At 68.2% G+C, this 15,860-nt stretch carries 14 protein-coding genes; 5 read left to right on the top strand and 9 right to left on the bottom strand.

Going from position 1 to position 15,860, the window contains the following annotated elements; all coding sequences use genetic code 11:
- Positions 1-25 precede the first annotated feature (25 nt).
- On the bottom strand, positions 26-691 hold the full coding sequence (locus LR269_RS03250; RefSeq protein ID WP_231429267.1) for a response regulator transcription factor: 666 nt from the start codon (positions 689-691) through the stop codon (positions 26-28).
- Positions 688-1,887 (bottom strand): sensor histidine kinase, encoded by a 1,200-nt coding sequence (locus tag LR269_RS03245; RefSeq protein ID WP_231429266.1) that lies wholly within the window; start codon positions 1,885-1,887, stop codon positions 688-690. The genes LR269_RS03250 and LR269_RS03245 overlap by 4 nt, the downstream gene beginning before the upstream one ends.
- Positions 1,888-2,063: 176 nt before the next feature.
- Here LR269_RS03245 and LR269_RS03240 point away from each other — a divergent pair, with 176 nt between their 5' ends.
- The 3 genes from LR269_RS03240 to LR269_RS03230 all read left to right on the top strand — a co-directional run bounded on the left by LR269_RS03240 (position 2,064) and on the right by LR269_RS03230 (position 4,793).
- On the top strand, positions 2,064-2,762 hold the full coding sequence (locus LR269_RS03240) for an ABC transporter ATP-binding protein (RefSeq protein WP_231429265.1): 699 nt from the start codon (positions 2,064-2,066) through the stop codon (positions 2,760-2,762).
- Entirely contained in the window at positions 2,759-4,060 is a 1,302-nt protein-coding gene (locus LR269_RS03235) for an ABC transporter permease (protein ID WP_231429264.1), read from the top strand. Before LR269_RS03240 ends, LR269_RS03235 begins: the two co-directional genes overlap by 4 nt.
- Before the next feature lie 271 nt (positions 4,061-4,331).
- Positions 4,332-4,793: a hypothetical protein gene (locus LR269_RS03230; RefSeq protein ID WP_231429263.1), complete on the top strand. Its 462-nt coding sequence runs from the start codon at positions 4,332-4,334 to the stop codon at positions 4,791-4,793.
- Positions 4,794-5,149: 356 nt separating this feature from the next.
- On the opposite strand, the gene dnaB is transcribed toward LR269_RS03230, so the two are convergent.
- From dnaB to LR269_RS03195, 7 genes are all read right to left on the bottom strand, one after another.
- Positions 5,150-6,523, bottom strand: coding sequence for a replicative DNA helicase (gene dnaB / locus LR269_RS03225; RefSeq protein WP_231429262.1), 1,374 nt, complete (start codon positions 6,521-6,523; stop codon positions 5,150-5,152).
- 547 nt (positions 6,524-7,070) lie between these two features.
- Positions 7,071-7,523, bottom strand: coding sequence for a 50S ribosomal protein L9 (rplI, locus tag LR269_RS03220; RefSeq protein WP_231429261.1), 453 nt, complete (start codon positions 7,521-7,523; stop codon positions 7,071-7,073).
- Between the two features lie 11 nt (positions 7,524-7,534).
- Positions 7,535-7,795, bottom strand: a complete 261-nt coding sequence (gene rpsR / locus LR269_RS03215) for a 30S ribosomal protein S18 (protein ID WP_231429260.1) — start codon at positions 7,793-7,795, stop codon at positions 7,535-7,537.
- 68 nt (positions 7,796-7,863) lie between these two features.
- Entirely contained in the window at positions 7,864-8,382 is a 519-nt protein-coding gene (locus tag LR269_RS03210; RefSeq protein WP_231429259.1) for a single-stranded DNA-binding protein, read from the bottom strand.
- 5 nt (positions 8,383-8,387) lie between these two features.
- Positions 8,388-8,759, bottom strand: coding sequence for a 30S ribosomal protein S6 (gene rpsF / locus LR269_RS03205; protein ID WP_231429258.1), 372 nt, complete (start codon positions 8,757-8,759; stop codon positions 8,388-8,390).
- 268 nt (positions 8,760-9,027) lie between these two features.
- On the bottom strand, positions 9,028-9,987 hold the full coding sequence (locus LR269_RS03200; protein WP_231429257.1) for a hypothetical protein: 960 nt from the start codon (positions 9,985-9,987) through the stop codon (positions 9,028-9,030).
- A 218-nt stretch (positions 9,988-10,205) separates the two neighbouring features.
- A complete protein-coding gene (locus LR269_RS03195) occupies positions 10,206-11,642 on the bottom strand; it encodes a CCA tRNA nucleotidyltransferase (RefSeq protein ID WP_231429256.1) in 1,437 nt (478 codons plus the stop codon).
- Between the two features lie 76 nt (positions 11,643-11,718).
- On the opposite strand from LR269_RS03195, the gene LR269_RS03190 reads away from it, so the two are divergent.
- Positions 11,719-14,184 carry a DUF6049 family protein gene (locus tag LR269_RS03190; protein WP_231429255.1) on the top strand — a complete coding sequence of 822 codons (2,466 nt, stop codon included), beginning with the start codon at positions 11,719-11,721 and terminating at the stop codon, positions 14,182-14,184.
- The gene (murJ, locus tag LR269_RS03185) at positions 14,177-15,793 is read left to right on the top strand and encodes a murein biosynthesis integral membrane protein MurJ (RefSeq protein WP_231429254.1); all 1,617 of its coding nucleotides are present in this window, start codon (positions 14,177-14,179) and stop codon (positions 15,791-15,793) included. The genes LR269_RS03190 and murJ overlap by 8 nt, the downstream gene beginning before the upstream one ends.
- Positions 15,794-15,860 lie beyond the last annotated feature (67 nt).

Genomic DNA, 15,860 nt, shown 5'->3' with positions numbered 1-15,860 from the left:
TACTGCGTTCGCAGTATGCGGGTATCTATCCACCCGGGGTCAGTAGACCGGTCTCGTAACCGATAATCACCAACTGGGCGCGATCATGAGCGTGAAGCTTGGTCATCACTCGGTTCACATGAGTCTTCGCAGTGTGCGGGGAGATGAAGAGCTCCTCTGCGATCTCGAGGTTCGACCGGCCCCGAGCGACCAGGAGCAGCACCTCGCGTTCCCGATCGGTCAGTTCGGCCAGCTCTGGGATGGTTTCAAGGTTGGGCTGCGCTGGAACATTCACGTACCGCGTGATCAGGGAACGGGTAGCGGTCGGCGACAGCAACGCGTCGCCCGCGTGCACGGCGAGAACCGCCCGGACGATGTCGTCGGGCTCTGACCCTTTGCCGATGAACCCGCTCGCGCCGGCGCGCAGCGCCGCGACGAGGTACTCATCTTCCTCGAACGTGGTGAGAATCAGCACCCGGGTGTCGGCTAGGTCGGGGTTCGCGCAGATCTGGGCAGTCGCGGCGATGCCGTCCATGCCGGGCATCCGGATATCCATCACGATCACGTCGGGCCGCAGCCGGGCGGCCTGGTCGACGGCATCGACGCCGTTCACTGCCTGCCCGGTGACGGTGATGCCGTCTTGGCCCGTGAGAATGTCGGTGACGGCCTGCCGGATCAGGGCTTGGTCATCGACGATCAGCACATCGATCACGTCGCGTCCTCCTTCTTCAGCGGCAGAGTAGCGCTGATCTTCCAGCCGCCGAGTATGGGACCGGCCTCAACGGTTCCGCGCACCGACGCGACTCGTTCCCGCAACCCGATCAGCCCTACTCCAGTACCGGTCAAGGGGGCGCTGGGCTGGTCGCCGGCGGGGTTGGTAACCACGATCCGCAGGTTGTCCGGTCCAACCTCCAACAGCAGGTGGGCACGGTGCTCGGTGCCGTGCTTGTGGGCGTTCGTGAGTGCTTCCTGAATCACCCGATACGCCACAAGTCCCACAACACCAGTGACGTGCGTGGTCGCTCCGTCGATGCGAGTGTTCACCTCCAGGCCGGTGCTGCGGAACTGGTCTAGGAGGTCGGGAAGCTGCTCGAGCCCGTATTGAGGAGCCGGGACGCCATCGGCCGGGTCGTCGGCACGGAGCATAGTGAGCAGACTACCGATCTCGCCGAGAACGGTCCGGGCGGCTCCGCGGATCGTGCCGAGCGCCGTTGCCGCCCGGGCGGGGTCATCTCGCAGCGCGGAAGAAGCGACTCCCGCGTTCAGGCTGATGACTGCGATCTGGTGGGCGACCGCGTCATGCAGATCACGGGCCAGGCGCAGCCGCTCCTCGGTGACGCGGCGGCGGGCCTCTGCATCCCGGGTCTGTTCGGCGCGTTCGGCGCGCTCCGTGATCGCCGCAATATATGCCCGACGTGACCGGGCACCGTCTCCAGCGGCGGAGGCGAACGCGACCGCGAACACGAACTGGAACACCCGCGGGTCAAAGACACTCCCGGGGGCGGCCGGAATGCTCAACACGAACACCACCAGCACGGTGAGCCCCCCGATGAGGACCGTGGCTCGTCGGGTGGACCGGTTCGCTACTCCAAACATCGCGATCGCCACGCTCAGCCCAATGCCCGGCGACAGCAGCCCGATCCACGCCGCCGTCCCGTACAAGACGAGGCACACGATGAGCACGGCGAGTGGCCATCTACGCCGGAATGGCAACACAACCGCCGGCAGGATCACCAAGACCGTCGCCGCCCAGTTGTCGGGTTGGAACTCATCACCCGGGAAGGGTGCGAACGCGGCGGCGACGATCAGCGCTGCGGCGATCAGATCCCCCGCCCACGCCGGCATCGCCGGATGCGGTGAAGCCGGCACCTCCGCCACCGTCACGGGGCGATCCGGATCTCTGGTCACCCTCCCAGTGTGGCGCGACCAGACCCCACAGACGTCACCTTCTCAGGGGATCCGGAAATACCGCATCCGCGGTATGAGAGTGTCCGCGTCAGAGCGACGCGCGTATCGGGTGTGCCCGGAAGGCTGGAGATACCCAGACCATCCGACGGCCCCGCGGGGCATCACAGGAGCGATTCATGAGTATCCCGATCATCCTCGCCGACGACGTGCACAAGTCGTACGGGCGCGGCCAAACCCGTTTCGACGCCCTCAAGGGGGTGAGCTTCGCCATCTCCGAAGGTGAATCCATCGCGATCCTCGGCAAATCCGGCTCCGGGAAATCCACCTTGATGCACATCATGGCCCTCCTCGACGCCCCGTCCAGCGGTCGCATCAAGCTCGAGAACGTCGACACCCGTACTTTGAAGGGCCGCCGGCTCAACCGCACCCGCAACAAGACCTTCGGGTTCGTGTTCCAGCAGTTCTTCCTCATCCCCAACGCATCAGTGCTCGACAACGTCACACTGCCGCTGAAGATCGCCGGCGTCGGTGCGGCAGAACGCAAGCGCCGCGGCATGGCAGCGCTCGAGCAATTGGAACTCGCCGACAAGGCCAAGAACAAGGCCATCAACCTATCGGGCGGGCAGAAGCAACGCGTCGTGATCGCCCGCGCCCTGGTGAACAACCCCCGGATCATCTTCGCCGACGAACCCACCGGCAACCTCGACTCCAAGACCGGAGCCGTCGTCGAAGACATCCTCTTCGAGCTGAACCGGGAACACGGCATCACCCTCATCGTCGTCACCCACGACGAAGACCTCGCCGCCCGCTGCGACCGGCAGCTGCGCATCCGCGACGGCCTCCTCATCGACGACACTACGGAGGTAGCGGCATGAAGGCCCTCGACCTGATCGGCTCCGCGGTCTCCAACACGTTCCGATCCAAGACCCGCACCATCCTGACGATTTTGTCGATCTTCATCGGCGCATTCACCCTGGCTATCACCAGCGGCCTTGGCACAGGTATCAACAACTACATCGACGACACCATCTCCGGAGTCGGAGCCTCCGACGCGATGACTGTCACGAAGACCACCGAAAACGCTGGCGACCCCCTCGCCGGAGGCGGCGAACCGGCCGAATACGACCCCGACGCCGTCTCCGCCGGCATCCCTGGGATGACCGTCACCGCCCTCACCCCCGACGACATCGAAACCATCGAGGGCATCGACGGGGTCCTTTCCGTCGACGCGCAGCGGAACATCAACCCTGACTTCATCCAATTCGATGACGGCACTCAGTACGTCGCGAGCGTCGGCGCCCTCGTTGCCGGGCAGACCACCGTCCTCGCGGATGGCTCCGCACCCGATGACGACGCGACGGAGTACGAAGTCGCGTTGCCGCAGGCGTACGTGGAACCGCTCGGATTCGACAGTGACGCTGACGCGATCGGACAGACCGTGACGATCGCGATCACCGACGCGGTGCGCACCCAGCACACCATCGACGCGACCGTCGTCGGTGTCACGGAAGAGGCCCTCGCGTCCCCGACGGGCTCCAGCATCCTCATCAACACCGCGCTCACCGACACCCTGTTCGACGCACAGTCCACCGGCATCCCCGCAGACGAAGCGGACCGGTACTCATCCGCGACCGTCTGGTTCGACCCAGACGCAAGCGCGGACGACATCGAAGCGCTCAAGGAGCGACTCGCCGACGCCGGCTTCACCGGCACGACCATCGATGACCAGCTCGGCACAATCACCACCGTCATCGACGGGATCGTGCTCGTCCTCAACGCGTTCGCGATCATCGCACTGCTAGCCGCGGCGTTCGGGATCGTGAACACCCTCTACATGTCCGTTCAGGAACGGACCCGGGAGATCGGACTCATGAAAGCCATGGGCATGGGCAGCGGCAAGGTCTTCGGCCTGTTCAGCCTCGAAGCTACCTTCATCGGCTTCCTCGGCTCCGCGATCGGCGCGGTCATCGCGATCGCAGCCGGCACCGGGCTCAGCTCCGTACTCTCGCAGACACTACTCGCCGACCTGCCAGGGCTCACGCTGATCGCGTTCGACCCGGCATCGATCGTGGGAATCATCCTGCTGGTCATGGCGATCGCGTTCCTCGCTGGCACTCTGCCCGCCGCACGGGCCGCGAAAGCCGACCCCGTCGACTCACTTCGCTACGAATAGCCGCTATGGGGTGCTCGGCAAACCCCGAGCACCCCACCAGCTCCGCAATCGATCACGTCCCGAGGAGGTGATGTCAGCATCAACTCACTAGAAGAGCACGCGGCGTCGGTCTGAGAATCGAAGGATAATCACGACTTTTCGTTGCAGTCCAGCTCCTCCATGGCACCACCCGAAACCCGAGCGATCCGCACCCGCAGCAACAGATCTGACTCCGATTTCCCTCGACACCGCAGACCGCCCTCACCCACACCGAACAGATCGGACCGGAGATATGAAACACAAGACCGCTACGTTCCTCCTCGCATCCGTGGTCGGCGCAGTCGCAGTGTTCGGGCTTACCCTGCTCATCTACGGAACCTTCTTCCAAGACTTCCTCGAAGGTTTCAGCGAGCTATCCCCCGAAACCACGGAGCTGATCTCCAGAGACAGCATCAACATCGTCGCGATCATCATCGCCAACCTCGCTCACGGCGTATTGCTGGCGACCGTCATCACCTGGGGCAAGTTCTACACACCGCTACGCGGTGCGACCGCAGCCGCCGTCGTCGCATTCCTCACTGAGGTGTACTTCCTGTTCACCCAGTACGCGATCTTCAAAACCATGGACCTTGTCTCCGCGATCGCCGACACCATCATGTGGACCATCGTCAACGCCATCGTCGGCGCCCTCCTCGGCTGGATCCTCGCCACCTCAGCTCGCAAACGAGCCGCGCCCGCAGCCATACAGGAGTAGCCGCCGAGGACAGGATCGCGTGATAGGCAGGGGCACGCGCCACGCGCCGGCGAGGGTGCGCTCGGGCACACTCAACGCGATCACCCCGCAGCCAGCCCGCCACACCGCCGTTCAAGCCCCTGGAGAATGAGGGCCCGTTCACCCTGACTGGTGAAAACGCCCGCACAGATGCGTCTACTGCAAAGGCACGGTCGACTCATCTATGGGACCCACGGAAGGTGGCAGAAATGCCATCTTCGTGTGGAACCCTAGGACGGGCCGGAATCCGCGGTAGTTGTCACTAATGACAGGTAGGTGACAAGTACTCGCGGAAAATGACATCTTCCTGCGGAACCTACACCGGCGAAACGGCCCGGCTACACCTGCACCATGTCGGCGAACCGCGAGAAGTGCCCGTGGAAGGCGACCGTGATCGTGCGCGTCGGACCGTTTCGGTGCTTCGCCACGATCAGGTCGGCCTCGCCGGCACGGGGGCTGTCTCGCTCGTAGGCGGCCTCGCGGTGCAGCAGGATGACCATGTCGGCGTCCTGCTCGATCGAACCCGACTCGCGCAGGTCGCTGATCGCGGGCATCTTGTCGGCGCGCTGCTCGGGGCCACGGTTCAGCTGCGACAGCGCGATGACTGGCACCTGCAGCTCCTTCGCGAGCAGCTTCAGCGCACGCGAGAACTCCGACACCTCTTGCTGGCGGCTCTCGACGCGCTTGCCGCTCGTCATGAGCTGCAGGTAGTCGATGACCACCATCTTGAGTCCGACGCGCTGCTTGAGCCTGCGGCACTTCGCGCGGATCTCGACGAGCGTCATGTTCGGCGAGTCGTCGATGTAGAGCGGGGCATCGTTGATGCGACCGCGGGTCGAGGCGATGGTGGTCCAGTCGCGCGAGTCGACGGTGCCCTTGCGCATGTTCTGCAGCGGCACGGATGCCTCGGCCGACAGCAGGCGCATCGCGATCTCGCTCTTGCCCATCTCGAGGGAGAAGAACACGGCAGGCAGGTCGTTCGTGATCGCCGCAGCCCGAGCGAAGTCGAGCGCGAGCGTCGACTTTCCCATCGCGGGTCGGGCGGCGACGATGATCATCTGCCCGGGGTGGAAGCCGTTGGTCAGGTCGTCGAGATCGGCGAAGCCGGTCGGCACGCCGACCATCTTGCCGTCGGTGTGCTTCGCGGCCTCGATCTCGTCGATCGCGACGCCGATCGCGTCGGAGAGGGGCACGTAGTCTTCGGTCTCGACCGAGCCGGTGACCGAGTAGATCTCGGCCTGCGCGTTGTTGACGAGGTCGACGACCTCGCCCTCGCCCTGGTAGCCCATCTGCACGATGCGCGTGCCCGCCTCGACGAGGCGGCGCAGCAGCGCGCGTTCGGCGACGATCGAGGCGTAGAAGCCGGCGTTCGCCGCGGTCGGCACGAGGCTCGTGAGCGTGTGCAGGTACTCGACGCCGCCGGCGCGCTGCAGGTCGCCCGTCTTCGTGAGCTCGTCGGTCACGGCGATGACGTCGGTCGGCTCGCCGTGCGAATAGAGCGTCAGCAGGGCGTTGAAGATGACCTCGTGCTTGGGCACGTAGAAGTCGACGCCGCGGATCGTCTCGATGACGTCGGCGACCGCGTCTTTCGAGAGCATCATGCCGCCGAGCGCGCTCTGTTCGGCGAGCAGGTCATGCGGCGGAACGCGTTCGCCCCGTCGGGCTCCCTCGTCGTCGACCGGTTCGGCGAGCCCGATGTGCGCGATCGACAACTTGGTGACCTCCGATTCGGCTCGGGCGGGCGAGCGACCCGCGCCCGCTCTTCAGCCTCGCCGTGACCACTGACATGGACTCGGCGACCGCGAGAGAACCATCTGATCGAGGGACGCTGCTTCACGATATGGAAGGCTCGTCCACAGCACAAGCCAGCCTGTGGATAACTCTGGGGAGAATCTGGGCGAAACGCCGACCAACATGTGCACTCAGCCTGTGGACAACTGTGGAATTCTTGTGAATTACACGGGTTGAATTCTGACTTGATCAGGGATTCAAGAATTCCACACCTGTGGGGGAGAACTTCTTTTCGAGATCTTCACACACGGTTCTCCACCTGTGTACAACCATCTCAGGAAACCCGCATGCGGGGTTGCGGCCGACCATCGAACGGGTGTAGAAAACGCGACCCTTCCGAGGGTCTCCGAGCGCCCCGCCACGGGGGACGCCGACGCCGTGCCGCGCCCGCCCGAGGCATCCCCGAAAACGACGAAGCGGCGGCCGGGAGCCGAAGCTCCCGACCGCCGCTCGCGATCGTTGCGAAGGCTACTTCGCGGCGACCACCTGGAGGGTGATCGTCGCGGTGAGCTCGTCGTGCAGACGAACCGTCGCCTCGTGGTCGCCGACCGACTTGATCGGCGACGGGATCTGGATCTTGCGCTTGTCGACCGTGCCGAGGCCGGCGGCCTCGACCGCAGCCGCGACGTCCGACGTCTTGACCGAGCCGAAGAGACGGCCGCCGAGGCCGGCCTTGACGGCCAGCCGGACCTTGCCCTCTTCGAGCTTGGCCTTGAGGGCCTGAGCGTCTTCGAGCGAGTGCAGCTCGCGAGCGGCACGCGCCGCCTTGATCTGCTCGACCTGCTTCTCGCCACCGCGGGTCCACGGCGTGGCGAAGCCCTGGGGAACCAGGTAGTTGCGCGCGTAGCCGTTCTTGACCTCGACGACGTCGCCGGCCGTGCCGAGGCCGGTGACCTCGTGCGTGAGAATAACCTTTGCCATTGTCGTGCTCCTTAGCGGCCGGAGCCCGAGTAGGGCAGGAGGGCCATCTCGCGCGCGTTCTTCACGGCGCGGGCGATGAGGCGCTGTTCCTGCACGGAGACGCCGGTGATGCGACGGGCACGGATCTTGCCGCGCTCCGAGATGAACTTGCGAAGGGTGGCGACATCCTTGTAGTCGATGACGCCGACCTTGATGGACTTCGCGGGGGCGGCGTTCTTCGCGCCCTTGCCGCCGCGAGGCTTGCGGCGGTCGCCGCTGCTCTTTCCAGCCATTTCTGATCCTGTCTAGATGTTGCGGGTGTCGGTGGGCGGCCCGGCCGCCTCACTCACCCGCGTGAGTGTTAGAAGGGCGTCTCGTCGCCGTAGTTGGTGCCGGGGGTGTTCCACACGTCGCCGCCGCCGCCCTGAGGGGCGGAAGCGGGCGCGCTGGGAGCCCACGCGTCGTCGGACTGGCCGCCCCCGAAGGAGCCGCCGCCGCCGACCGCACCGCGGTTCGACTGCGCTCGAGTGACCTGGGCGGTCGCGTACCGGAGCGAGGGGCCGATCTCGTCGACCTCCAGCTCGATGGTGGTGCGCTTCTCGCCTTCCTTCGTCTCGTAGGAACGCTGCTTGAGACGCCCGGAAGCGATGACCCGAGAACCCTTGGTGAGCGATCCGGCGACGTGCTCGGCGAATTCACGCCAGCAGCTCGCGCGCAGGAACAGCGCTTCACCGTCCTTCCACTCGTTCGCCTGACGGTCGAACGTACGAGGAGTGGAGGCGATGGTGAAGTTGGCAACCGCCAGACCGTTCTGCGTGTAGCGCAGCTCGGGATCTGCAGTGAGGTTGCCCACCACGGTGATGATGGTCTCGCCGGCCATGGGGACTAGGCGTCCTTCTTCGCAGCGGCGGCGGCCTTCTTGGCGGCCTTCGCCTCCTGCGCCTTGGCGTACGCGGCGACCTGGGCGATCGCCTCTTCGGCGCGGAGCACCTTCGTGCGCATGACGGCCTCGCTGAGGTTCAGCTGGCGGTCGAGCTCGTTGGTGGTCGCCGACTCGGCGGTGAAGTCGACGACGGCGTAGATGCCCTCGGACTTCTTGTTGATCTCGTAGGCCAGGCGACGACGTCCCCAGACGTCGACCTTGTCGACGGTGCCGCCATCGTTACGGATGACGTTGAGGAACTTGTCAAGGCTGGGAGCAACGGTGCGCTCGTCGATCTCGGGATCGAGGATGACCATCAGCTCGTACTGGTGCATGACTAACCCACCTCCTTCGGACTCAGCGGCTACAGGATCTCTGCAGCAGGAGGGTTGTGCATACGTCGCGTCGTGGAGGCCGCGCAATGCGGCACACGGGCAACCTGTCAATGGTAACGGATGCCTCGCGCTCGCGCCATTCGAGCCCGCACCCGCACCCGCACCCGCACCCGCGAATGTTCCCGTTTCGACCGAGCGTCGCCGCGAGGGGGGTACCTCTCGGCTGGAAAGGCCACACTCGTGCGGTGCGAGCGGAAGAGCAACACCGTCACCGCCGCTCGCGGAGCGGGCGCAGCCCCGCACGGCGGAGTTCGGCGTCGAGCAGTGGGGGCCGTACGGCCGCCGTCCAGTCCCAACGGGCTCCGAACGGGCGATGATGACGCACGCGGTTCTCACGCTCCTTCTCGAGCAGCACCGCCTCGGCCGTCGTGCGCCCCTTCAGGTACTCGGGCCGAACGTACTTGCCGCGTCCGTCGAATTCGCCGAACACCCCGAACTCCGGCCAGTCGAAGTCGACGATGTCGCGACCGCCTCCTGGTCGTGGGAATGCGACCTGCAGCTCGGGTGCCGGGTACCCGAGCAGATGCATGTTCGCGCGACTGACCGATTCACCGGGCGAGCCCGACCTGGGGTCGCCGAACGCCACGGCGATGCGCGCCGAGCGCACCCCGCGCCGCCCGGGAATCGCCTCGATCGCCTCGAGCAGGTGCTCGCGCGAGACACCCGCGAGCGCCGGATGATGCGGATGCATCGTCGCCGCGCCGAGCGCCACGTCGACGACCGCGACCGCCGCGGCGAACGGGAGCGCCCGTACGAGGTCCACGACGGTTCGCCGGAAGCTCGTCACGAGGAACCCGTCGTGCTCGACGGTCTCCTCGTCGGCGACCGGCTCGTAGTGCCACGTGACGCCGTTCTTGCTGCGGACCCCGGAGCGCTCCGGCGCGACGAGATGGACGGCGCCGTGGTGCGGGCCGACGATCGGCAGGCCCCAGACGACGCCGGCCGACACGTTGCAGAGCACCGCATCGACTCGCCGCGTCTCGAGCACGGCGCTCACCCTCATCAGGTATCGCTCGTCGTGTCCCGCCGACCGCCACGTCTCCGAGTTCACGAAGACACCGCGGCGCAGGCGCGTGAGCTCGCCCGAACTCGCTCGCGGGTCGCGTCCTTCGAGCGCGAGCGCCCGCGTCGTGACGAGCTCTGCCCGGCGCCGGTCCGTTGAATCCACGCCGCAACGCTGGCACGAATCGCCACCTCCGCCCGCGACTGAACCCGCTCCGTGCACCGTCTGGCCGAAGCATCCGGTGTGGAGGACCAGTGACGACGACGCGTGCGCGGCGAGCGTTGCCGGGCCCGCCGAAGGTTGCCGGTCTCGCCGCCACGCTCGGTCGAAACGGTCACACTCGCGTGGCCGCCGCGCGGCGCGCGCTGCGCGCCCGGCGCGCGCTACTGCTCGCGCGCGGCCCACCAGGCGAGCAGGCGTTCGCGCGCGGCCTCCTCGCCGATCGGACCCTCGTCGAGCCGCACGTCGAGCAGGTACTTGTACGCCTCGCCGACCACCGGGCCCGGCCGGATGCCGAGCGCGGCCATGATCTGCTGGCCGTCGAGTTCGGGCCGTACCGAGGCGAGCTCCTCCTCCTCGGCGAGCCGGGCGATGCGCTCCTCGAGGTCGTCGTACGCGAATGCGAGCTGGTCGGCCTTGCGGCGATTGCGGGTCGTCACATCGGCCCGCGACAGGATGTGCAGGCGCTCGAGCTGCTCGTCCGACCCCGCGTCGCGCACGTAGCGGCGCACGGCCGAGTCCGACCACGAGGCATCCGCGTAGCCGAAGAATCGCAGGTGCAGCTCGACGAGCCGCCCGACCGCCGCAACGGTGTCGTTGTCGAACCGCAGCGCCCGCAGGCGCTTCTTCGCGAGCTTCGAGCCGACGACGTCGTGGTGGTGGAAGCTCACCGCCCCGCCCGACTCGTACCGGCGGGTGGCGGGCTTGCCGATGTCGTGCAGCAGCGCGGCGAGGCGGACGACGAGGTCGGGCGATTCGAGCACGCCGCGCGAGATCTCGTAGTCGATGGCCTGCTCGAGCACGGTGAGGCTGTGCTCGTAGACGTCCTTGTGGCGGTGGTGCTCGTCGCGTTCGAGGCGCAGCGCCGGCACCTCTGGCAGCACGCGATCGGCGAGCCCGGTGTCGACGAGCAGGCGGATGCCTCGGGCCGGCGACCTCGTCGACAGCAGTTTCGACAGCTCGTCGCGAACGCGCTCGGCCGAGATGCGGTCGATCTCGGGTGCGAGCGCCGACATCGCCGCGAGCGTGCCCTCTTCGACGTCGAAGCCGAGCTGGGCGGCGAACCGTGCGGCGCGCATCATGCGGAGCGGGTCGTCGCCGAACGACTGCTCGGGCGCGGAGGGCGTGCGCAGCACCCCGGCGAGGAGGTCTTCGATGCCGCCCGACGGGTCGACGAGCTCGAGCCGGGGCAGGCGCAGCGCGAGCGAGTTGACGGTGAAGTCGCGGCGGGTGAGGTCGCCCTCGAGCGAGTCGCCGAAGACGACCTCGGGCTTGCGCGACTCGCCGTCGTACGAGTCGGCCCGGTACGTCGTGATCTCGACGGTCTCGCCGGCGATCTTCGCGCCGATCGTGCCGAACTGGCGGCCGATGTCCCAGTGCGCCTCGGCGATCGGCTTGACGATCGCGAGGATCTCGTCGGGCGTCGCATCCGTCGTGAAGTCGAGGTCGTTCGTGGACCGCCCGAGGAAGGCGTCGCGCACGGGCCCGCCGACGAGCGCGAGTTCCCGTCCGGCGCGCTCGAAGGCGGCCGCGAGCGGTGCGACGGTCGGCGAGGCCGCCGACTCGGCCAAACGGTCGAGGGCTGTCGCGACACTCTGCATGCCCCCTATGTTAAGCGGGCGTCGTGCGCCGCCGTTCCGAGCGGATGCCCCGCCCCCGACCCGTAGAATCGCCTGCATGGCAGCCGACTCGACCCCTGCGCGCGCGCGCGGCGATCGGCTCACCCACCGTCGGGGCGTCGTGCTCGGCGTCGCCGCCGCCTCGGTGATCGCGGTGATCGCCGCCCCCCTCGGCGCGCTCGCCCTCTCCGGCGGAGCCTCGTCGGCCGGGATCGGCGACGCCGCCTCAGCGCAGGCACGTGCGCAGGCCGAAGCCGTTGCGTCCGCCGAGGCGGAGGGCGTCAGGCTGCACCTCGCGCCCGCGACGTCGACGACGATCGACCCCCGCAGTCCGCTCACCGTGCAGGTCGAGCTCGACAACGCCACGGCCGAGCAGCTCGCCGCCGGCACGCTGCGGCTGACCCGGGCCGAGGAGCCGATCGACGACGCCGACGAACTCGACGCCTGGTTCGGGGTCGGCGACGGCACGCCGCCGTCCGCCGTCGAGCTCGGCACGGCCGAGTCCCGCGCGACGAGTGCCGGCGGATCGACCACGGTCACGTTCACGGTCCCGTCGAGCGCGCTCGGTGACCCCACGGCGCCCGTCATCGGGCTCGGCGCGGAGCTCGTCGTCGACGGCACGGTCGTCGCGACCGGCGCCGACGCGTTCGCGACGCCCACGGGCACCGCCGGCGCGAAGACCACGGTCGCGTTCGCGTATCCGCTCACCATCCCCGAGCAGACGACGGGCATGATCGACGACGCGACCCTCGAGGAGTGGACGGCGCCGCTCGGCCTCCTCAGCCGGCAGCTCGACGCCGTCGCCGACCGGCCCGTCGCCATCGGCGTCGACCCGCGCATCATCGCGTCGATCCGTGCGCTCGGCAGCGCCGCTCCCGAGTCGGCGACCGCGTGGCTCGCACGGCTGGGCACGGTCACGAACGAGATCTTCCCCCTGGCCTACGCCGACGCGGATGTCGCGCTGCAGGCGCAGCTCGGACTGACCACGATGCTCGCGCCCACGAGTTTCAGCGACGTTCTCGACCCGTCGTCGTTCACGACGCCGATCGAACCCGAGCCCGGCACGGATGAAGGCGAACAGGCGCCGATCGACGAACCGACGCCCACGGCCGACGCGACCGTGCCGGCCACCCTCCCCGCGACGACGACGCCCACCGACGGCCCTGCCGACACCCCGACGCCGACGCCGACCGAGACGCCGGCGGTGCCCGGCGAGGTGCCATCGACCGAGGCGCTGCTCGAGTGGCCGTACACCCGCACCGATCTCGCCTGGCCGGCCGACGACACCGTCGCCACCGGCGACCTCGGCCGACTCGACGCCGCCGGTCTCACGACGACGATCCTCGCTCCCGGCAACGTCGCGCCCACCGACTCGGCCGTCTCCGCGACGGCCTCGATCGACGGCTCGACGGCACTCGTCGCCGACGCGAGGATCACCGCGCCGTTGCGCGAGGCATCCGCTGCCGGAAGTGACACGGCGTGGCGCTCGGCGGCGGGGCAGCTGCTCGCCGAGTTCGCCGTCGCGCCGGCCGCGGGCGGGCCGGCCCTGCTCGCGACCTTCGACCGCGATGCGGGCGAGCACTCCGTGCGGGTGGCCGCGACGCTCGGGCAGCTGACGAACGACGCGTCGGTGCAGCCGACCGGCCTCGCCGGAGCGATCGGGGCTCCGCCGGTGGCGCGCACGCTGGTCGACGAACCGGAGGACCCGCAGCGCACGACGACCGCTCAGCGCATGCTCGACCTCGAGGCCGAGGTGGGCCAGTTCTCGACCGTGCTCGACGATCCGCGCCTCCTCACCGGCCCGGTGCGCCGCGACCTGCTCGCGCTGTTCGACGTCGCCTGGCTCGCCGACCCCGCTGCCTGGGACGCGGCGGCCGCCCAGTGGCTGGCCGACCGCCGAGCGACGCTCGCGGGCGTCTCGGTCGTGCCGTCGTCGAGCGTCAACATCTTCGCCCGCGAGTCGCCGTTGCCGATCACCGTGCTCAACGCGCTGCCGTACCCGGTGACGGTCGTCGTGTCGGCCGACCCGTCGAACGGTCGCCTGGTGGTCGAGGAGAGCGTCACCGAGACGATCCCCGCCGAGTCGCGCAGCACGGTGCAGGTCCCGATCGCCGCCGGCGTCGGCCGCGGCGAGGTCACCATCGCGATCTCGCTGGCCTCCCCGACCGGGGTCGCCATCGGCCGTACCGTCTACATCAGCGGCAACGTCCAGGCCGACTGGGAGGGCCTCGGCGCCGTCATCCTGGCCACCGCCGTCGTGCTCTTCTTCGGGTTCGGCATCTGGCGCAACATCCGCCGCCGGCGCAAGCAGCGCGCGGCCGAGGCGAGCAGTGCGATTGCGGAGAGCGGGGTAGCGAAGTCGGCGGAGGCCGGCGGTGCCGCCGACGCGGCGGAGATCGCGGATGCCGCGGCTGCGGTCGAAGCCGGCGACGATGCCGGAGAACGCGAAACCGCCCGAGCCGGTGTCGACACCGCAGAGCGCGCCGACGAGACCCAGGACGACGAGGACCCGAAGCGTGACTGACGACCATATCGGCAAGGCGAGCCTGTTCCTGGCCTCGGGAACGCTCGTCTCCCGCATCCTCGGGTTCGTCAAGGCGATCGTGCTCGCGGGCACCATCGGTGTCGTCAGCTCGGTCAGCGGTGACGCGTTCGCCGTGGCGAACGGGCTGCCGAACACCGTCTACGTCATCGTCGCGGGCGGCGTCCTGAGCGCCGTGCTCGTTCCGCAGATCGTCCGTGCTTCGGCACACGCCGACGGCGGAAGCGGCTACATCAACAAGCTGCTGACCCTCGCGATGGTGATCCTGCTCGGTGCGACGGTCGTCGCCACGGCACTGGCCCCGCTGCTCACCACGCTCTACGCCGGCACGAACAAGACGATGCTGCCGCTTGCCATCGCCTTCGCGTGGTGGTGCATGCCGCAGATCTTCTTCTACGGCCTCTACACGCTGCTCGGCGAGGTGCTCAACGCCCGCCGCAGCTTCGGCCCGTTCACCTGGGTACCGGTGCTCAACAACGTCGTGGCCATCGCCGGCCTCCTCGTCTTCGGCCTGATCTACGGCTTCGACCCCGACGGCCAGCGCGAGGTCGCGGACTGGACGAGCGGCATGGTCGCGCTGCTCGCCGGCTCTGCGACGCTCGGCATCGCCGTGCAGGCGCTCGTGCTGTTCTGGTTCTGGCGTCGCGTGGGCCTCCGCTTCCGGCCCGACTTCGCCTGGCGGGGCGCTGGCCTGCGCGCGGCCGGCAAGCTCGCCGGCTGGACCTTCGGCATGCTGCTGCTCACGACCTTCGCCGGCATCGTGCAGTCGCGCGTGCTGTCCATCGCGTCCGGCTACGGCGCATCGGTCGCAGCAGTCGACACCGCCTGGCTCGTCTTCATGCTGCCGCACTCGGTCATCACGGTCTCGATCGCGACCGCCTACTTCACGCGCATGAGCGAACACGCCGCCCGCGACGATCTCGGTGAGGTCCGCTCCGATCTCTCCAGTGCGATTCGCGGCGTCCTCGTCATCCTCATGCTCGCGGCAGCAGGACTCATGGTCGTCGCGTACCCGTTCGGCGCGGTGTTCCAGACCGGACTGGCCGCGGCATCCGCGATCGGCAACATCCTCATCGCCTTCGCCCTCGGACTCGTGCCGTTCAGCCTCCTGTTCGTCGTGCAGCGCACGTTCTACGCGCTCAACGACACCCGCACGCCCTTCTTCTTCACGCTCTTCCAAGTGGTCGTGTTCACGATCGCCGCGTTCACCTGCCTCATCCTGCCGCTCCCCTGGATCGGCGTCGGCGTCGCGCTCGCGACCACCGTCGCCGTCATCGCGCAGTTCATCCTCGCGACACTGCTGCTGCGTCGTCGGCTGACCACCCTCGACGGTCGACGGATCGGGGTGGCGATCGTCCGCTCGCTCATCGCTCTCGTCCTCCCGGTCGCCGCGGGCCTCGTGCTGCTCGTCGTGCTCGGCGGAACCAGCCAAGGCGGTTTCGCCGTGTCCGGCAGGTTCGGCGCCATCGTCTCGATGGTCGTCATCGGTGCCGTGATGTCGGCGCTGTACTTCGGCGGCCTCTGGCTGCTGCGCTCGCCCGAGTTCCGCGGCTTCGCCGAACCGGCACTCGCCCGACTCCGTCGGCGCTGACGTCCGGGATCGCGCGTCGGCCGCGGCATCCGTCACACGGGCGTCGCGTTCGGGCCACCGGAATACG

The organism is Agromyces sp. S2-1-8, assembly GCF_021129215.1.
Lineage (GTDB): Bacteria > Actinomycetota > Actinomycetes > Actinomycetales > Microbacteriaceae > Agromyces > Agromyces chromiiresistens.
Note: the sequence above shows the minus strand (reverse complement) of the source record. Positions and strands in the feature narration are given on the sequence as shown.